At 40.0% G+C, this 18,973-nt stretch carries 20 protein-coding genes; 14 read left to right on the forward strand and 6 right to left on the reverse strand.

The features are described from left to right. The first annotated feature begins 119 nt into the window (after nucleotides 1-119). Nucleotides 120-1,328, forward strand: coding sequence for a BaiN/RdsA family NAD(P)/FAD-dependent oxidoreductase (locus tag B8983_RS07020; protein ID WP_084283429.1), 1,209 nt, complete (start codon nucleotides 120-122; stop codon nucleotides 1,326-1,328). Here B8983_RS07020 and B8983_RS07025 read toward each other — a convergent pair. Further along, on the reverse strand, nucleotides 1,325-1,867 hold the full coding sequence (locus tag B8983_RS07025; RefSeq protein WP_084283430.1) for an LOG family protein: 543 nt from the start codon (nucleotides 1,865-1,867) through the stop codon (nucleotides 1,325-1,327). The two genes, B8983_RS07020 and B8983_RS07025, sit on opposite strands and share 4 nt — an antisense overlap. 202 nt (nucleotides 1,868-2,069) lie before the next feature. Here B8983_RS07025 and crcB point away from each other — a divergent pair, with 202 nt between their 5' ends. Genes crcB through B8983_RS07040 form a run of 3 tightly spaced genes read left to right on the forward strand, consistent with a single transcriptional unit; the run spans nucleotide 2,070 to nucleotide 3,280 of the window. After that, on the forward strand, nucleotides 2,070-2,447 hold the full coding sequence (gene crcB, locus B8983_RS07030) for a fluoride efflux transporter CrcB (protein WP_084283431.1): 378 nt from the start codon (nucleotides 2,070-2,072) through the stop codon (nucleotides 2,445-2,447). A gap of 9 nt (nucleotides 2,448-2,456) precedes the next feature. Next, nucleotides 2,457-2,981: a gamma carbonic anhydrase family protein gene (locus tag B8983_RS07035; RefSeq protein WP_084283432.1), complete on the forward strand. Its 525-nt coding sequence runs from the start codon at nucleotides 2,457-2,459 to the stop codon at nucleotides 2,979-2,981. A gap of 2 nt (nucleotides 2,982-2,983) precedes the next feature. Further along, complete coding sequence (locus B8983_RS07040) at nucleotides 2,984-3,280, forward strand: antibiotic biosynthesis monooxygenase family protein (protein WP_084283433.1); 297 nt, start codon at nucleotides 2,984-2,986, stop codon at nucleotides 3,278-3,280. A gap of 19 nt (nucleotides 3,281-3,299) precedes the next feature. Here the strand turns inward: B8983_RS07040 and B8983_RS07045 are convergent, their stop codons facing one another. Continuing rightward, on the reverse strand, nucleotides 3,300-4,034 hold the full coding sequence (locus B8983_RS07045; RefSeq protein WP_084283434.1) for a pseudouridine synthase: 735 nt from the start codon (nucleotides 4,032-4,034) through the stop codon (nucleotides 3,300-3,302). A gap of 104 nt (nucleotides 4,035-4,138) precedes the next feature. Here B8983_RS07045 and B8983_RS07050 point away from each other — a divergent pair, with 104 nt between their 5' ends. From B8983_RS07050 to B8983_RS07065, 4 genes are read left to right on the forward strand one after another with little or no spacing between them, the layout of a single operon-like run. Then, nucleotides 4,139-6,076 carry an ATP-binding cassette domain-containing protein gene (locus B8983_RS07050; RefSeq protein WP_084283435.1) on the forward strand — a complete coding sequence of 646 codons (1,938 nt, stop codon included), beginning with the start codon at nucleotides 4,139-4,141 and terminating at the stop codon, nucleotides 6,074-6,076. A gap of 18 nt (nucleotides 6,077-6,094) precedes the next feature. Continuing rightward, complete coding sequence (locus tag B8983_RS07055) at nucleotides 6,095-6,880, forward strand: SDR family oxidoreductase (protein WP_084283436.1); 786 nt, start codon at nucleotides 6,095-6,097, stop codon at nucleotides 6,878-6,880. 12 nt (nucleotides 6,881-6,892) lie between these two features. Beyond that, nucleotides 6,893-9,391 (forward strand): ABC transporter permease, encoded by a 2,499-nt coding sequence (locus B8983_RS07060; protein WP_159460843.1) that lies wholly within the window; start codon nucleotides 6,893-6,895, stop codon nucleotides 9,389-9,391. A gap of 2 nt (nucleotides 9,392-9,393) precedes the next feature. After that, entirely contained in the window at nucleotides 9,394-9,798 is a 405-nt protein-coding gene (locus B8983_RS07065; protein WP_084283438.1) for a group II truncated hemoglobin, read from the forward strand. Nucleotides 9,799-9,840: 42 nt separating this feature from the next. Here B8983_RS07065 and B8983_RS07070 read toward each other — a convergent pair whose 3' ends face one another. The 4 genes from B8983_RS07070 to B8983_RS07085 are packed head-to-tail and all read right to left on the reverse strand — an operon-like array spanning nucleotide 9,841 to nucleotide 12,055. Continuing rightward, the gene (locus B8983_RS07070; RefSeq protein ID WP_084283439.1) at nucleotides 9,841-10,371 is read right to left on the reverse strand and encodes an RDD family protein; all 531 of its coding nucleotides are present in this window, start codon (nucleotides 10,369-10,371) and stop codon (nucleotides 9,841-9,843) included. A 36-nt stretch (nucleotides 10,372-10,407) separates the two neighbouring features. Next, nucleotides 10,408-10,941 carry a DUF3106 domain-containing protein gene (locus tag B8983_RS07075; protein ID WP_084283440.1) on the reverse strand — a complete coding sequence of 178 codons (534 nt, stop codon included), beginning with the start codon at nucleotides 10,939-10,941 and terminating at the stop codon, nucleotides 10,408-10,410. Next, on the reverse strand, nucleotides 10,941-11,468 hold the full coding sequence (locus tag B8983_RS07080; RefSeq protein ID WP_084283441.1) for a DUF3619 family protein: 528 nt from the start codon (nucleotides 11,466-11,468) through the stop codon (nucleotides 10,941-10,943). Before B8983_RS07080 ends, B8983_RS07075 begins: the two co-directional genes overlap by 1 nt. 20 nt (nucleotides 11,469-11,488) lie before the next feature. Then, nucleotides 11,489-12,055, reverse strand: a complete 567-nt coding sequence (locus tag B8983_RS07085; protein WP_084283442.1) for an RNA polymerase sigma factor — start codon at nucleotides 12,053-12,055, stop codon at nucleotides 11,489-11,491. Nucleotides 12,056-12,254: 199 nt separating this feature from the next. Between B8983_RS07085 and B8983_RS07090 the strand changes: the two genes are divergently transcribed. From B8983_RS07090 to B8983_RS07115, 6 genes are all read left to right on the forward strand, one after another. Then, on the forward strand, nucleotides 12,255-14,039 hold the full coding sequence (locus B8983_RS07090) for an acetolactate synthase 3 catalytic subunit (protein WP_084283443.1): 1,785 nt from the start codon (nucleotides 12,255-12,257) through the stop codon (nucleotides 14,037-14,039). Continuing rightward, a complete protein-coding gene (ilvN, locus tag B8983_RS07095; protein ID WP_084283444.1) occupies nucleotides 14,036-14,527 on the forward strand; it encodes an acetolactate synthase small subunit in 492 nt (163 codons plus the stop codon). The genes B8983_RS07090 and ilvN overlap by 4 nt, the downstream gene beginning before the upstream one ends. A 58-nt stretch (nucleotides 14,528-14,585) precedes the next feature. Continuing rightward, complete coding sequence (gene ilvC / locus B8983_RS07100) at nucleotides 14,586-15,602, forward strand: ketol-acid reductoisomerase (protein ID WP_084283445.1); 1,017 nt, start codon at nucleotides 14,586-14,588, stop codon at nucleotides 15,600-15,602. Nucleotides 15,603-15,624: 22 nt separating this feature from the next. Continuing rightward, nucleotides 15,625-16,272: a phosphatidylserine decarboxylase gene (locus tag B8983_RS07105; RefSeq protein WP_084283446.1), complete on the forward strand. Its 648-nt coding sequence runs from the start codon at nucleotides 15,625-15,627 to the stop codon at nucleotides 16,270-16,272. After that, nucleotides 16,272-17,144: a CDP-diacylglycerol--serine O-phosphatidyltransferase gene (pssA, locus tag B8983_RS07110; RefSeq protein WP_084283447.1), complete on the forward strand. Its 873-nt coding sequence runs from the start codon at nucleotides 16,272-16,274 to the stop codon at nucleotides 17,142-17,144. Before B8983_RS07105 ends, pssA begins: the two co-directional genes overlap by 1 nt. Nucleotides 17,145-17,358: 214 nt before the next feature. Continuing rightward, nucleotides 17,359-18,918, forward strand: coding sequence for a 2-isopropylmalate synthase (locus tag B8983_RS07115; protein WP_084283448.1), 1,560 nt, complete (start codon nucleotides 17,359-17,361; stop codon nucleotides 18,916-18,918). The last annotated feature ends 55 nt before the right edge of the window (nucleotides 18,919-18,973 follow it).

The following is an 18,973-nucleotide window of genomic DNA, read 5'->3' on the forward strand; positions in this document are numbered from 1 at the left end:
ATGAATTAATAACAAAAATGCAATTTATTTTAAAACCTCTATTTTGCCCTTAATTTATACAGGACCCCATTTTCTAGAGGAAAATACCATTTTGCCCGAAATTTTCTTTGAAAGTGATTATGGATTCATTTGATTTAATAGTAGTTGGAGCTGGAGCTGCTGGCTTATTTTGCGCTGGAGTTGCCGGTCAACTGGGTAAAAAGGTGCTCGTTATCGATCATAGTGACGTGATTGGAGAAAAAATACGGATTAGTGGCGGAGGGCGTTGTAACTTTACGAACTTGCATTCAAATCCAAGTAATTTCTTATCGATGAACCCCCATTTTGTAAAGAGTGCATTAAGTCGCTACTCTAGTAATGACTTTATCGAACTCGTTAAAAAGTATGGGATTCAATTTCATGAAAAGCATAAGGGGCAGTTATTTTGTGACGGTTCTGCAAAAGAAATTGTTCAGATGTTGCTCAGTGAGTGTGGTCTTGGTAAAGTGAAGATTCAATATCCAGAGGAAGTTGAAACCATTCATCAAGTCGATTCGGGTTGGGAAGTATTGTCCAATTTAGGGCATTATCAGACCACTAATTTGGTGATTGCGACTGGCGGTTTACCTGTGCCAGCAATAGGCGCTAGTGACTTTGCTTTGAAATTAGCTGAGAAGTTAGACATTCCTGTCATCAGCCCACGAGCTGCTTTAGTACCTCTGGCATTTACTTCTGGTATTTTTTCAAAAATAGAAGACTTTGCGGGGATTAGTTTTCCAGTGCATATTTCAGCAGGCCAGCATAAGAAAAACTATGGTTCTGGGAAGTTTGCAGAGGATTTATTAATTACCCATAAGGGTCTCTCAGGACCTGCTGTGCTTCAAGCAAGTTCTTATTGGCAAGAAGGTGAACCTGTTCAAATTGAATGGCTTAACCAAGAAAAATGGGAGGAGCTGATCTCTTTACCCGAAAGTCGATCAAAAACCGTAGAGCAACTATTTACAGAATTTTTCCCGACAAAATTAGCTAAAGAGTTTGCTGAACAACTTGGACTTGCTGGACAAAGATGGGCGGAAGTCTCCAATAGAAACAAAGACTCTATTATTCAACATCTGTGCAAATGGAGTATCAAACCAGCCGGAACTCTTGGCTGGAATAAAGCGGAGGTCATGTTAGGTGGAATAGATACGAAAGCTCTCGACGGTAAGACCATGATGGTGAAAAAATATCCCGGCTTATTTTTTATTGGTGAGTGTGTTGATGTCACCGGTCATTTGGGAGGGCATAATTTTCAATGGGCATGGGCTAGTGGCTATGTTAGTGCCAATAGCCTCATCGACTCCCATTAACTGGTTTGCAATTTACTGAAAATATCCTCAACATTCGTCACAATCTGGATTTTTTCAAAGTGTGAATCCATTATGAAACCATTATCAAGGCTATGCTGTAAAAATTGAATTAATGGATCATAGTAGCCAGACCAGTTTGCCAAAATAATGGATTTTTGATGGGAACCAATTTGTGCTGTGGCCCAAACATCAAATAACTCATCAAATGTCCCAACCCCACCGGGGATGATGACAAATGCGTCAGAAAGTTGACCCATGAGTTGTTTACGCTCACCCATCGTTTTAACAAAATGCAATTCTGAAAGTAATTCTTTGTTTGGTTTTTCAGAAAGTAAGTTTTCTGGGATGACACCTGTGACGCGTCCTTGGTTTTGAAAAACCCCATCAGAAACCTGCCCCATAAGGCCTCGGCTACCACCTCCAAAGACCAAGCCCCAACCTCTTTGCGCAATTCCTTGCCCCAAATCGTAAGCCCAATCTTTCCATTCTGGGACATTACCAAACCGCGAACCACAAAAAACTGCAATATTTTTATTCATAGAACCAATTGAGTGAATTAAGATGGAATCATCAGGATGTCCAGAGAGGACAATCAGGATGTTCGTTTAGTTTAAAATACAATGAAAGCTAATAGCATTAAATATAAATAATTTAGAATAAAAATGAGACTACGCCTACAACACTGTTTTTCTGAACTAAAAATTATTTTCTAATTTTTAACTAATCATCCATTTATTAAACATGTTCCCATCCATCATTGCAATTAGTTTAGGTGCCTCAATTGGGGCATTACTCCGATGGGTGTTGGCATTGATGTTCAATACGATTTCAAAATCAGTACCGATTGGTACCTTGTTAGCAAATCTTCTCGGCGGCTTATTGATTGGCTTTGCCATTACTTTTTTTGAACAGCATCAAGAACTCCCACCCCAATGGCGACTACTCATTATTACTGGCTTTTTAGGTGGTTTAACAACTTTTTCAACATTTTCAGCTGAAGTCACTCAAATGATTCAGGATGGAAATTTATTCACCGCATTAACGACGATTCTTTTACATGTAATGGGCTCTTTGTTAATGACTTTCATGGGTATTTATATTTTTAAATTTTTTAGATAGGAAACTTAGATGGCAATTTATCAGTTAGGGGATAAAATCCCTCAAATTCACCCAGAAGCGTACGTTGCAGAAGAAGCAGTCGTGATTGGTCATGTGATTATTGGTGCAAAATCAACCATTTGGGGTGGTGTTGTGATTCGTGGGGACAATGAACCCATTACTATTGGCGAGTCATCTAGTGTTCAAGAGGGCACGATCATGCACGTAGACAAAGGCTGTCCATTGACAGTTGGCAATAATGTAACTATCGGGCACCAAGCCATGTTGCATGGTTGCACCATTGAAGATGGGGCGTTGATTGGTATTCAAGCAATTGTCTTGAACAACGCGGTCATCGGTAAAGAGGCTCTCGTCGGCGCAGGCGCTGTTGTAACTGAAGGTAAAGTGGTTGGAGCGCGCAAAATGGCGATTGGCGCACCGGCTAAAGAAGTGAAAGATGTTAGCCAAGAAATGATCGATCGCATCGCTAAAGGTACTGTTGGTTATGCAAACCGAGCAAAAATCTTTAAAGAAACCCTCAAAAGAATAGGTTAATTATGGTTCTTGAAATTGCGGATTTAAGCATTTTGCCAGGAAAAAATGCAGAGTTTGAAGTAGCCATTGAAGCTGGTGTTAAAGAGGTAATCTCAAAAGCGAAGGGCTTTATTGGTTTTAAAGTGCAAAAAGGGATTGAGAACCCGAATCGATATTTGCTAATGATTGAATGGGAAACTTTAGAGAATCATATGGTTGATTTTCGTGAGTCTCCAGAGTTTGCTCAGTGGCGTAGTTACGTCGGACCCTACTTCGAGAAGCCACCAGCGATGGAGCATTTTGAATTACTGATCAGTTAAGGCGCATTCTCTTGAGAGACTAAAACTTTTCGTTGTCTCTCAGGAAACGCCATTGTCCGACGGGAATATTTCCCAATGGAATTTGACCAATTCGAATTCGCTTCAGACCTACTACGTGTAAACCGACAAGTTCGCACATTCTTCTAATTTGTCGGTTACGGCCTTCCTTCAAAACAAAACGTAATTGGTCTTCATTTTGCCAACTGACTTTAGCTGGTTTTAATGGCACATCGTCTAACGATAATCCATGACAGAGTAGTTGTAGGCCAGAAGGAGCCATTTTCCCTTCAACTCGAACTAAATACTCCTTTTCAATCGGGCTATTTTCACCAATTAATAATTTCGCAATACGACCATCTTGGGTTAGAACCAGTAAACCAGACGAGTCGATATCTAGGCGACCAGCAGGTGCTAAGCCCTTTGTATTGAATTTGGCATTTTTATTGGCATCTAGATGGGTCCTGAAAAAATTCTCAGGAGTCACTAATGCTGCAGCGGGAGGATATTCTCTCGCGTCATCAAAATGTGAAATATAGCCAATTGGCTTGTTCAGCAAAATAGTGGCTCTAGCGTCTTGCAGTTTTAGAGCTTCTTTTTTGAGTTCAATTTTTTGATTGGGGAAAGCTCTTGAACCAAGTTCGGTAATAACCGCACCGTCGACAGTTACCAATCCTTGTTCGATATATTGATCTGCTTCGCGTCGTGAACAAAGCCCCTGTTCTGACAATAATTTTGAAATGCGTACTTTTTCCATAACTCGTATTATCAAACAAATTACATTAGAGTGGCTTAAAATTGTAACTTCATTACAAAATTGTCTATTTTTGACACTTTAATTACCTACCTTATTGGATTTACATGGCTCTTTTTGTTTTAAATAATGCCAAGCTTGCCTATGGGCATGTTGACTTGCTAGCAAACGCATCTTTTTCATTGGAAGAAGGGGAGCGAGTTGGTTTAATTGGTAGGAACGGCGCAGGAAAATCTTCATTTCTAAAAATTATTGCTGAAATTGAAAAATTAGATGATGGCTTGATTCAGAAACAACAAGGAATTCGCATTGCCTATGTTGCTCAAGAGCCAGCTTTCTTATCTTCTGATACCGTTTTTGACACGGTTGCAGTAGGACTTCAGGCCGTCAAACAAATGCGTGCAGATTATGAAGCCCTCAGTATGCAAGAGTGGAATGATGACATTCAACACCAAATGGATGTTCTGTACTCTCAGATTGACGCAAATCAAGGCTGGGCTTGGGAACAAAAAATTGATGAGGTTTTACAAAAACTTCATTTAGATGGTTCGCGTTTGATGTCAGAGTTGTCGGGTGGAAATAAGAAAAGAGTAGCCTTAGCCCAAGCTTTAGTGGTGCAACCGGAAGTCTTGTTATTAGATGAGCCGACCAACCACTTAGATATGGATTCGATTGAGTGGTTAGAGCAGTTATTGGTTGATATGCACTGCTCATTGGTATTTATTACCCACGATAGAGCATTCTTAGATAAGGTAGCCACGCGGATTATTGAATTGGACCGTGGCATTATTCGAAGTTATCCGGGTAACTTCACTGCCTATTTGGATCTAAAAGAAAAGCAATTAGCCGACGAGGCTTTAGCAAATGCTCGCGCGGATAAACTTTTGGCTCAAGAAGAAGTTTGGATCAGGCAAGGTGTAGAAGCAAGAAGAACTCGCAGTGTGAGCCGGATTGGCCGTCTTGAAAAACTGCGTGAAGAACGCAGTGTCCGACGCAATACTGTAGGTCAAGTTCGCTTAGATATTAATACTGGGGAACGATCTGGCAAGATTGTCGCAGCCTTAGAAAACGTCGATTTATCCTTTGGTGATAAGCAGATTGTGAAAAACTTTACGGCAACAATTCTCAGGGGGGATAAAGTTGGACTCTTAGGACCTAACGGAGCCGGTAAATCTACCCTACTCAAGCTAATTTTAGGTGAACTACCACCAGATCGAGGTGACATTAAACAGGGTAGTCAAATTGAGATTGCTTATTTTGATCAATTAAGAGAGTCACTTAACCTGGAGGCAAGCCTAGAAGACTTCATTAGTCCTGGTAGCGAATGGATTGAAATTGGTGGTCAGCGTAAACACGTTAAGTCGTATTTAAATGATTTCTTATTTTCTCCTGAGCGTGCCAGATCCCCCGTCAAGACCCTCTCCGGAGGCGAACGTAATCGTTTGCTATTAGCTAGACTCTTTGCAAAACCGGCTAACGTTTTGGTACTTGATGAACCAACTAACGATTTAGATATTGATACCTTAGATTTGTTGGAAGAGTTTTTACAGGATTACCGTGGAACGGTGTTCTTAGTGAGTCATGATCGTCAGTTTTTAGATAATGTCGTCACAAGTATGATTGCCTTTGAAGGTGAGGGTTCTTGGCGTGAGTATGAAGGTGGATATGAGGATTGGAAAATTCAAAATGGTAGAAGATTAGCGGCTTTGAGCAAGACGCAAAAATCAGGAAGTCCAGTTAGTAACGCAACACCAGATACAAAAAAGACATCTAACGTTTCCGGGACTGCCAAAGAAGTAAATAATAAAAAATCAGGGTTGAGTAAGTATGAAGAAAAAGAATTAGAAAAAATTACTGAACAAATTGAAACGCTGGAGCTGGCACAAAGTGAAATTTCTCAACAACTTAGTGATCCCAAGATATACACCGATGACCTAAAGCGTGCTAAATCTTTACAGTTAAAGATGACGGAAATGAATGAAGATTTGGAAAAGCTCATGATCAGGTGGGATGAGTTATCCAGTAAGGATTTAGAAATTAATTAAACAACCAAGGAGATCAGCGTGGATTTAGGTATTCAGAATAAAGTCGCTTTAGTGCTTGCTTCCAGTAAAGGTTTGGGAAGAGCAATCGCCATTTCACTCGCAAGGGAGGGTGCTAAAGTGGTAATTTCTGGTAGAACCCTTTCTGCCTTAGAAGATACTGCTACTGAAATTCGCCAATTGGGCGGGCAAGTCATGGTTTTACCCTGGGATATGTCTGACCTTAATTCCATTGATGAAAAAATATCGCTGATTGAAAAAGAGTGGGGTACGGTTGATATTTTAGTGAACAATACCGGTGGACCGCCACCAACTTCAGCAGAAAATCAAGCGTCTGATTTATGGCTTACTCAGTTTCAACAAATGGTATTAATGGTCATTAAAATTACCGATAGAGTTTTGCCTGGTATGAAAAAAAATGCTTGGGGTAGAGTGATTACGAGCACTAGCTCTGGTATGATTTCGCCCATTCCTGGACTCGCTATTTCAAATACCTTAAGGGCCTCCATTATGGGATGGTCCAAAACCTTAGCCAGCGAAGTGGCTAAGTATGGCATTACCGTAAATATTGTTTTACCAGGTCGGGTAGCAACAGAGCGATTGGGGCAGCTTGATCAGTTTAGAGCTCAGAAAGAGGGTAAGACGATTGAAGAGATTGCGACCCGAATGATTGCTTCGATACCGATGGGACGTTATGGCTCACCCACGGAATATGGCGATGCGGTGACATTCTTGGCCTCGGCAAAAGCTTCCTACATAACAGGGACATCGCTCAGAATCGACGGGGGGAGTTTCTCTGGTTTCTAGATGCCTTCTGGTATGAATCGATTCATTTATTTTTTGAAACGTTACGCCCTAACTAGCGAATTAATTTGGCTGGGTTTAGCGCTTTGGATTTCGATTGCCTCATTAAGTAGTGTTACTTTTTTGATGGATCGATTGGATCAGACTTTTGAAAAAAATGCTCACGAATTGATTGGTGCTGACTTGTTAATTCGTGGCGATCAAGTGCTAAATCCTGTATTTGAAAATACGGCTAAACAACGGGGTTTGAGAACAGCTACAACGGTTGTTTTCCCAACCATGGCAAGGTTTGAAAATCAGTCAAAACTAGTTTCACTTAAGGCCGTCACTGAAAACTATCCTTTGCGAGGAAAGTTAACCTTAAAATTCGCTTCTAAAAAATTGGCTAGTAATGAAATTTGGATTGATGAACAATTAGCCAAACAACTTGATCTTTCTGTGGGAAACAGGATTGAATTAGGTAATAGTGAGTTCAAAATCACCGATATTATTCTTAAAGAAATGGATCGAGGTGCCGCATTTATGAATTTTTCGCCTCGAGTAATGATCCGGGCCGAAGATTTGACGCAGACGGCATTGTTAGGCTTAGGCAGTCGAGCCAATTACCGCTTATTATTAGCTGGTCAGGAGTCGAGTGACTTTAGAAGTGTGCAAAAGCAGGTGGATCAATTTCAAGAGTGGGCCAAAGAGCATATTTCTCAACAACAACTGCGAGGCGTAAAGATTGAGGGTGTAGAAAATGGTCAACCTATTGCAAGAAAAACAATTCTACAAGCCAATCGGATGATGTCCCTTGCCGCTTTGTTTACTGCAATGATTGCTGCGGTTGGTATTGCATTATCAACCCATCGATATGCTCAAAAAAATATTGTCAGTGTAGCCGTTTGGCGATGCTTTGGCGCCTCTCGCCGACAAGTTTTGGTGAGCCACCTGAAGCCACTGCTTACGATGGGAATGGTCGCCACCTTACTCGGTATCGGTACAGGCTATTTAACACATGAACTATTGTTGCATTGGGTAGGGTCATTGGTTGCTCAAGACATTATGCCAGCTAGCTTTTTACCGGTGATTTGGGCGTTCTTAGTGGCATTCACTTTATTATTGGGTTTTTCAGGACCTTCTTTATTGGAATTAACCATGATTTCTCCAATAACGGCCCTTCGCCAATTGGAGCATAAGAAATCCAAGTGGTTTTTCCTCAGTATCGCAGCTAGTCTAGCAAGTTATGCCGTGCTCTTGATGGTTATCTCCCAAAATATTTACTTAAGCTTGGCAGTACTTGGAAGTTTTATCGCTGGAGCCATGGTAGTGATCATTTTTTCTTGGGTAATCTCTAAATGGATTGGCAAGTTCATTGCGGGGCTAAAGGATGCCCCCTTAGGGTTGAAATTTATTGGTCAAAGGATGTTCGGGGGAACTCAATTTACGGTAGTACAGATCACCTCCTTATCGATAGCCATGTTAGCGCTTTTATTGTTAACGGTCATTAGAACGGATGTCTTGAGTACTTGGCAATCTTCGATTTCTCCTGAAGCACCCAATCGTTTTATTTTGAATATCACCCCAGAACAAAAGACTGATTTAGTGCAACAACTAGAAGGTGCTGGTATCGGGCAAGGATGGGACCTATATCCAATGGTTCGGGGAAGATTGGTGAAGGTCAATCAAAATACAGTGACCTCTGAAAGCTTTAGTGATGAGAATGCGAAGCGATTAATTGATCGCGAATTCAACCTATCCTATACGCAAAATTTACCCATCAAGAATTCTATTATTGCTGGTAAATGGTTTGGCAATAGTGGCGACCCTCACGAGATTTCAATGGAAGCCGGGATTATGAAGTCACTTGGGTTAAAGTTGGGAGATCAAATTAGTTTTGATGTGGTTGGAGTAAATTATGATGTGACAATCACCTCTGTCAGAAAATTAGATTGGAATTCAATGAGGGTGAATTTTTTTGCAATCATGCCACCCCAACTACTGGCCGATTCACCACAAACTTGGATCATCGCCTATCGTCAATTACCGAATACGAGAGTAGATGACAAGATTGTTGAGCAATTTCCTAATGTGTCCGTCATTAATGTAGAGCAAACGATTGGCCAGGTAAATCAACTCCTAGGGCAATTATTTTATGCGGTGCAGGCCCTCTTTATTTTTGCTTTAGTTGCTGGACTTATCGTATTGTTTATTTCAGTTTTAGGTGTTCAAACGAAACGTTTACGTGAAGCCGCTATTTTAAAAACCTATGGTGCAGATCAAAGCTATCTAAATAGAGTTTGGTTTTACGAATTTATTTCGGTTGGGATTTTGGCTGGCCTTTTAAGTGGTAATATTGCCGGAATTTCAGCATGGTTTTTAGTAAAACACTTTTTAGAAACGGACATGGTCTATCCATTTTGGCTGATAGGATTAGCTATTGTTTTGGGAGTAGTGTGTAGTTTTGTTTCCGGCTTATACTTAAAGTACAAAATAAGTAATGTCTCTACTGTGAAAATTCTACAAAGCTTTTAAAGATGAGTGAATCAACCAATCCTGCTGTGCCAACCTTGTTTGAAGAAATTGGGGGGCTTCATAAGATCAAGGAAATAGTGGATCAATTTTATGATTTGATGGAGCTGGATCCACAATTTGCTGAGCTTAGAAAATTACACCCGAATCAACTCGACACCTCTCGCGAAAAACTGACCATGTTTTTATCGGGATGGACTGGCGGACCTAATTTATATATTGAAAAATATGGACACCCCAAACTTCGCGCACGTCACTTACCATTTCCCATTAATCTAGAAATGCGAGATCAATGGTTGCGTTGTATGGGGCAGGCGATGGTTGATCTAGATTTGCCAGAACCACTATGGGAGCGATTACTCAAAGCCTTTTACGAGACAGCTGATTGGATGCGTAATCAGGCAAATTGACATGAACGGTTAACTGAACGGAGGCCATTGATGCAGAACAACTTATTTATTTTTAGGTAACTGAATAAGTTTGGTTTTAGCAAGGCGATCAACTAGAGATTGTCTGCCATTGATCCGGTCTTTGTCAAAAAGACAAGTAAGCGGCCAAAACACCAAAGCCATAAAAAACATCAATTCAATGGTTGGCCAGTTACCTATAGAGTGCCCCAATATCATCTTCAAAGCGCCGTAAATGATGACGGTAGGAATTAACCATAGCGTACTCAAGGCATACCTGATCAATCCTTGATTTTTACTTAAAAGGTTCCCCTCTAAGTCCACCAGTTTGACATGCCAAGTTTGCATTGCTAAAGTTTGACCAGTGTTTTTCCAGTACCAAACAAAATATACCCCAAATAACAAATAGACAATACCAAACGCTAGCCAACTAGGCAGTTGAATATTAAAAAGAATACCCAATAATAGGGTTGGAACTAAATATCCAAGGGCCCATACGCCCAATAAAATGAGCATCTCATACAGACCAACATAAATACGGCGTTTAATTGTTACTGCAGGGTAAAAATTATCCATAATGGGAATTCTTGAAAAGATATCTCAGATTAACAATTAATTTGTTTTTAGAGAGGGGGAGTTAACCAAAGAAGGTTTTTTTTGTTTTTTGGAAAGAGCGTGTTCCGCTAATTCTTTTTTTTCTTCTGCGGAGAGTTGTTGGTAGGCCTCCCATGCTTCGAGTTTCTGATCATTAGAAATGGCCAGCGAATTGAGATAATTAGCTCTTGCAATTCTCTTTTCATTGATGGGTAATTTAGACCAATCTGCCATTCTAGATTTGAGACGTTCTTTTTCGGTATTTGTTAAGTTGTCATAGCGATTCGCCAATTGAATCCACTTAACTCTTTGATCAACAGTTAAATTGGGCCAATCTTCCTCAAGGGAAGAGAGTATTTCTTTTTGTACCGTAGATAAGTCTGTCCAATTCGATGCTTTAGCAATGCTACTACCACCAATTAAAGGGAGCGATTGAGCATGTAATGGAGATTGATGAACCGAGACGACTGTCAAAACAAGAGAGACCAAAATCCATGTTAAAGATTTTGGATGGTGCAATAAATTTTGTTTTTCTAGTGCTATGAGTTTCATCAAGGATTCTGACTAGCATCTTTAACAGCAACCGTATGAGCGGAATCTTCAACCATTACTGGCGTTTTATTCATATCGGCTTGTTCTTTTTCAGACTCTTTGCGTTGAATCATTTCTTTCAGGAATACTCTAAATCCTTCGTCCGCATAAGCATCTGGAGGCACAGAATCACTAAGGATGGCGGTATCTAAATCAGCTATATCGCTAATTCTAGAGTTAGATTGCCAATCGACTACGAAATAAAGAACAATCGCTGTTACAAGGATCATGCCGATCCAATTAACTGAGGATCTTAAATTTAGTAAATCAAAAGTACTTGAAGAGCTGGCTTGAGAGCTTTTTTTCTGCTTTGAAAGCGCAATTGCTCGTGAGTTTTCTAGTCGAGCCAAAACTCGGGGAGAAAGATGTTTGAGTTCTCTATCGAGAGAAATGGCAACTGTTTTACCAATCTGGTCAACAATTAACTCTTCTGACTGATACCCACTAGCGTGTTCGTCAGTTAAATGTATTTGATTTGTAGTATTCATTATGTTCACATTTACCCGTTTTAGAAATTAATACCCAATTTTTTTAGTGCAGCAGCCAAACTTTGACTTGCTCTAGAACAATGCGTTTTCACGCTTCCCTCCGACACTCCCATAATTTGGGCAGTTTCAGAAATGTCTAGCTCTTCCCAGTAACGCATGAGGAAGGCTTCGCGTTGACGTTTTGGCAATTTTTCTATCTCTTTTTCTAAAATTGTTGAAAGTTCCATTCTTTCAAGCTGTTTAGAAGACTCTTGTCCAAAAAGCGCATCCTCAGGATTTTCAAAAAACTCTTCAGGATCAATGTCTTCACCGTCGCTGTTTTTCCCAAATTTTGAAAAGAGGGTAACCCAAGTATTTCTTACTTTTTGCCTACGAAACCAGTCTTTTGTACAGTTTTGCACAATTCTTGTAAAAAGTGGGGGTAATTCATTAATATTTCTATCCCCATAGCTTTCCGATAACTTGATCATGGCATCTTGAATGATGTCTAATGCAGCTTCTTCATCTCGAACGGCAAACAATACCTGTTTAAAGGCACGCTTTTCGCTAGAAATTAGGAAATCAGAAAGTTCTTTTTTTGAAGCCATAGCATGATTTTAGTATGCATTTTGAAAAATTGTAGATAAAAAACATTGAAATGTAATATAATTTACGATCCGCTTGTACTAACCTTTCAAAAGATGGATTGGAATCAAACAAGCATTAGCCGCCCTAAGTCAAGTCAAAAGCATGAATACGGGCAGACCAAACAATTTTTTGCCGAAAATTGCAAAGGACTTTTAAAAAATGAATTCAATAAACGAAGCAGTACCTTCTCATTCAATTAATACCCCCACCCAAGAAGAGCTTTCTAATGCCCCAGTCATTATTGGTGCAGAGATTCTCGTTCGTGCTTTAGCCGAAGAAGGGGTCGATTTTGTTTGGGGATATCCCGGTGGATCTGTCTTATATATTTATGATGAGATTCACAAACAAGATAAATTCGAACATATCCTAGTTCGTCATGAACAAGGCGCTGTCCATGCTGCCGATGGATATGCCAGAGCCACAGGAAAAGTTGGTGTGGCACTCGTCACTTCAGGGCCAGGTGTTACCAATGCCGTGACTGGTATTGCTACAGCCTACATGGACTCCATACCACTCGTAGTAATTACTGGAAACGTTCCTTCCCACATGATTGGTGAAGATGCTTTCCAAGAATGTGACACAGTTGGTATTACACGTCCAATCGTAAAGCATAACTTTTTGGTTAAAGATGCTAAAGACTTAGCACTAACCATTAAGAAAGCGTTCCATATTGCTAGAACTGGCCGTCCAGGACCAGTAGTCATTGATATACCCAAAGATATTTCATTCCAAAAAGCGGCTTATGTTTATCCAAAAGAGATAGAAATGCGCTCTTATAATCCAGTAGTTCGTGGTCATTCTGGACAAATAAGAAAAGCTGTTGGCATGTTACTTGAGGCTCAAAGACCATACATTTATTCAGGTGGTGGTGTGATTCTAGCCAATGCCTCTGAAGAGTTAAAAGAGTTTGCAGAGTTATTAGGCTTCCCAGTAACCAACACATTGATGGGATTAGGTGGTTTTCCAGGTACCAATCCACAATTTGTGGGAATGCTCGGAATGCATGGTACATATGAAGCAAATATGTCCATGCAACATTCAGATGTGGTCATTGCCATTGGTGCGAGATTTGATGATCGTGTGATTGGTAATCCAGGTCACTTCATGAGTGTTCCAAGAAAAGTGATTCATATTGATATTGATCCATCCGTGATTTCAAAGAGAGTTCGCGCTGATGTGCCGATTGTTGGTAATTTAAAAGAAATCTTAGTGGATATGATTGCCCAAATCCGTGCATCGGGTGGTTATAAAAATAAGGACAGTTTGCAAAATTGGTGGGGTCAAATTAATGAATGGCGTAAAGTCGATTGTTTAAAGTTTGATCGAAAATCAGAGATTGTTAAACCTCAATACGTAGTAGAAACACTTTGCAAACTCACCAATGGCGATGCCTTTATTTGTTCAGATGTTGGTCAACATCAAATGTGGGCCGCGCAGTTTTATAAATATAACAAGCCACGTCGTTGGATTAACTCTGGTGGTTTAGGCACTATGGGTGTTGGTCTACCATATGCGATGGGTGTCAAGAAAGCATTTCCTAATGAAGAAGTGTGCACAATTACTGGGGAAGGTTCAATCCAGATGTGTATTCAGGAACTGTCTACTTGCTTGCAATATGAAACACCTATCAAGATCATTTCCTTGAATAATCGTTATTTGGGAATGGTACGCCAATGGCAAGAGTTGAGTTATAGCAAACGTTATTCCCACTCATACATGGATTCTTTGCCTGATTTTGTAAAGTTAGCTGAGGCTTATGGTCACGTCGGTATGAGAATTGAAAAATCCTCTGATGTTGAAGGAGCTTTGAGAGAAGCCTTAAAACTCAAAAACAGAACAGTGTTTATGGATTTTCAAACAGACCCAACTGAAAATGTTTGGCCAATGGTTGAAGCGGGTAAGGGTATTACGGACATGTTACTTGGTGGAGAGGATAAGGAATGAGACATATTATTTCAGTGCTCCTAGAAAATGAACCTGGAGCCTTATCTAGGGTAGTAGGGTTATTTTCTGCCAGAGGTTATAACATCGAAAGTTTGACTGTTGCTCCTACAGAGGATGCTTCTTTGTCTAGGATGACAATCGTCACAACCGGTTCAGATGAAGTAATTGAACAGATTACTAAGCATCTTAACCGTCTTGTTGAGGTCGTAAAAGTTTATGACCTTAGCGAGGGCTCTCATATTGAACGTGAATTAATGTTAATTAAGGTGCGTGCTGTTGGTAAAGAGCGTGAAGAAATGAAACGAACTGCTGATATTTTCAGAGGTCGAGTCATTGATGTAACTGATAAGAGTTACACGATTGAGCTAACTGGTGATTCATCTAAATTAGACGCATTTATTGAAGCTCTGGATAAATCTGCTATCTTAGAAACGGTCAGAACAGGTGCCTCAGGAATTGGTCGTGGTGAAAGAATTTTACGAGTCTAATCGATTGGTAATCTTTAGTTGTAGTTAATTATTAAAACAAATATTGATAGGAATTTTTATGAAAGTTTTTTACGATAAAGACGCGGATTTATCCCTAGTTAAAGGCAAGCAAGTAACCATTATTGGTTATGGTTCACAAGGTCATGCACACTCATTAAACTTACATGAGTCTGGTGTAAATATTACCGTTGGACTCCGTAAAGGTGGTGCTTCATGGAATAAAGCTGTAAACGCAGGCTTGAATGTTAAAGAAGTTGCTGAAGCTGTTAAAGGTGCTGATATCGTGATGATGTTATTGCCTGACGAACAGATTGCCGAAGTTTATAAAAATGAAGTTGCTGACAACATTAAACCGGGCGCTGCTTTAGCTTTCGCTCATGGTTTTAACGTACATTACGGTCAAGTAATTCCTAGAACAGATATCGACGTGATCATGATTGCACCAAAAGCACCTGGCCATACTGTTCGTGGAACCTATTCACAAGGTGGTGGTGTGCCTCATTTGATCGCTGTTTATCAAGATAAATCTGGCGCTGCTAGAGATATCGCTCTCTCTTATGCTACTGCCAATGGTGGTGGACGCGCTGGTATTATTGAAACAAACTTCCGCGAAGAAACAGAAACGGATTTGTTTGGTGAACAGGCTGTTTTATGTGGTGGTGCAGTAGAACTGATTAAAGCTGGCTTTGAGACTTTAGTTGAAGCTGGATACGCACCAGAAATGGCATACTTTGAATGTTTGCATGAATTGAAATTGATCGTTGATTTGATTTATGAAGGTGGTATCGCCAACATGAACTACTCAATTTCTAACAATGCTGAATATGGTGAATATGTAACAGGTCCAAGAATTGTTACTGATGAAACTAAACAAGTAATGCGTGATGTATTAAAAGACATTCAAACTGGTGAATACGCGAAGAGCTTCATTTTGGAAAACCGTGCTGGTGCTCCAACTTTGATCTCACGCCGTCGTTTAAATGCAGAGCATCAAATTGAGCAAGTTGGAAGTAAACTTCGCGCAATGATGCCTTGGATTGCCAAGAACAAATTAGTTGATCAATCAAAGAACTAAACTAGGAAAACTCTAATAATCCATGACATATAACCATCCCCTCATCGCAAAAGAAGGCTGGCCATTTTTAATCGGCACCGGTCTAGTAGTCCTTTTAGTCACATATTTTGCAGGGATGGTCTATGCATGGCCATTTTGGATTATTTTCCTTTTTGTATTACAGTTTTTTCGTGACCCGCCACGTTTGTTGCCCATTGCTGAAAATGCAGTTTTAGCTCCAGCTGATGGTCGGGTCATTATTGTTGAAAAAACTGAAGATCCTTATGCGCAGAGACCAGCGTTAAAGATTAGTATTTTTATGAATGTATTTAATGTGCATTCAAATCGCATCGCAGTAAATGGACGTATCTCAAAAATCGAGTATTTTCCCGGTAAATTCTTGAATGCTGATTTTGATAAGGCATCCTTGGAAAATGAACGTAATGCTATCGTCATTAATACGGCAAGGCATACCATTACTCTTGTACAAGTTGCAGGTTTAATTGCACGTAGAATTCTTTGCTATGCAAGGGTAGGTGATGTTGTAAAAAAAGGTGAGCGTTATGGCTTCATTCGCTTCGGGTCGAGGGTTGATGTGTATTTACCTTTGGATGCTGAACCTTTAGTCGCCGTGGGAGATAAGGTTTCTGCTACTTCCTCATTACTAGCAATTATTCCAAACTTAGACTGATGCCCTATTCATCCAAAAAGACAAAAAAAGCGAAGCATGTTCGCCCACGCATCTTTAGTCGTAGTCGTCAAAAACAACAAAATTTAGAAACTGAACCAACATCTAACCCCGATGTAGAGGACTATTTCACAGTAAGACCGAGAAGTAAGGCAATTTATCTGTTGCCAAATGCATTTACTACTGCAGCATTGTTTTTTGGATTTTTTTCTATTGTTCAAGCAATGAATCAAAAATGGGAAATGGCAGCTATTGCCATTTTCTGTTCATTAGTATTAGATGGTATGGATGGTCGTGTTGCTAGAATGACCAACACTCAAAGCGCGTTTGGTGAGCAATATGATTCCTTAGCTGATATGGTTTCATTTGGAGTTGCACCAGCGCTAGTAGCCTATGAATGGGCACTAAAGGGACTTGGCAGATGGGGATGGTTAGCAGCTTTTGTTTATTGTGCCGGGGCGGCATTGCGCTTGGCTCGGTTCAATATTTCTACCAATGTCGTCGATAAGCGTTTTTTCCAAGGGTTACCTAGCCCAGCAGCGGCGTCGATCATTGCCGGATTCGTTTGGTTAGCTGAGGATAATAAATTGCCAGTAAATTCTTATGCGATTCCATGGACTATGTTTTTCCTTACTATTTACGCTGGAACCACGATGGTTTCAAATGTTACTTTCTACAGTGGCAAAGCTTTAGATATTAAATATAAGGTACCCTTTGGTGTTATGTTATTGGTGATTTTGGCTTTTGTGCTTATTTCAAGTGACCCACCACTCATATTGTTTTGTTTATTTGTGATTTATGCATTGTCCGGTTATATAAGGTGGATTTGGTTGTTCTTGAGAAACAATAAAAACAAATCATCAAGCATTACTTAAATTATCACAAATGACATCTCTTTTAATTAGGTGTATGATAAACCCATGAATACGAATATTTTTGCATTATTATTACTAAAGCTTTTAGAACTGGACCACGCATTTGGGGTTCGTGAGAATACGCTTGAGTAACAAATATAAGCAAATAACAATCACAAACCCCAGCTAATAGCTGGGGTTTTTATTTTGTAGTTGAAATTTTGAGGGAAATTTTATGAATCAATCAGCAACTGAAAAATTAATCATATTTGATACTACCTTGCGCGATGGTGAGCAGTCCCCTGGTGCATCGATGACAAAAGAAGAAAAAGTTCGCATTGCTAGGCAGTTAGAACGATTAAAAGTAGATGTGATTGAAGCAGGATTTGCGGCTAGTTCGCCTGGGGACTTTGAGGCAATTAAGGCCGTCTCATTAGCTGTAAAAGATTCGACGATTTGTTCTTTAGCTCGAGCAAACGATAAAGATATTGCTAAAGCAGCGGAAGCGATTGCTGCAGCAAACTCAAAGAGAATTCACGTTTTTTTAGCTACTAGTGAATTACATATGAAGATGAAGTTACGTATGACTAGGGAGCAAGTACTCGAACAAGCGATACAGTCCATTCGCTTTGCTCGTAACTTTACTGATGATATTGAGTTTTCTCCAGAAGACGGTTATCGATCTGACCCAGAGTTTTTGTATCAAGTTCTTGAAGCTGTGATTAAAGAAGGGGCTACTACAATTAATGTGCCTGACACAGTGGGTTATGCAATTCCAGAACTTTATGGTCAATTTATATTGGATTTACGGAATAAAATACCAAATTCTGATAAGGCTATTTGGTCTGTGCATTGCCATAATGACCTTGGCTTGGCTGTAGCTAATTCATTGGCTGGCGTTCACATTGGTGGCGCAAGGCAAATTGAGTGCACCATCAATGGTTTGGGTGAACGCGCCGGCAATACCTCTTTAGAGGAAGTGGTCATGGCGATCAAGACGAGGAAAGATTACTTCAATTTATCGGTTGGTACTGATATTAGTCAAATTGTGGCTTGCTCAAAATTGGTTTCTCAAATTACAGGATTTGTGGTTCAACCTAATAAAGCGGTTGTTGGAGCAAATGCTTTTGCACATGCATCGGGGATTCATCAAGACGGCGTGTTGAAAGCTCGTGACACTTATGAAATTATGCGTGCTGAAGATGTGGGTTGGAGTGCAAATAAGATTGTTTTAGGTAAACTTTCTGGAAGAAATGCCTTCAAGCAGCGTTTGCAAGAGCTTGGCGTCAGTATGGAGTCTGAAGCCGATGTGAACGAAGCATTTGCCAGATTCAAGGTTTTGGCTGATCAAAAAGCTGAAATTTTTGACGAAGATATTATGTCGATTGTTTCATCCGCAGAACAAGATTTAGATGAAGATTTTTATCAATTTATTTCTCTATCTCAAAAATCAGAAACGGGTGAACAGCCTTTTGCAAAAATTATTTTGAAACATGCTGGCCAAGAGCATGTAACTGAAGCACATGGCAATGGTCCAGTAGACGCCACCTTCAATGCGATTGAACTACAAGCAAAAAGTGGTACTGACTTGTTAATTTACTCGGTGAATGCCATTACAACCGGCACTCAGTCACAGGGGGAAGTTACCGTGCGTTTATCTAAAGGGGGTAGGGTAGTGAATGGTGTTGGCACTGATCCAGATATTGTAGCGGCTTCAGCAAAGGCTTATTTAGCAGCATTGAATCGCTTATATGACCCTTCGCAGGAAAAGTTAAATGCCCAAATGGCGCCATAAGGAAGTACTCGAAGAAATTTTACTGAAATAAAGCATTAAAGTTGTTATAATGAGT

It is taken from the genome of Polynucleobacter kasalickyi, assembly GCF_900176405.1.
In the GTDB taxonomy this organism is placed as follows: Bacteria; Pseudomonadota; Gammaproteobacteria; order Burkholderiales; family Burkholderiaceae; genus Polynucleobacter; species Polynucleobacter kasalickyi.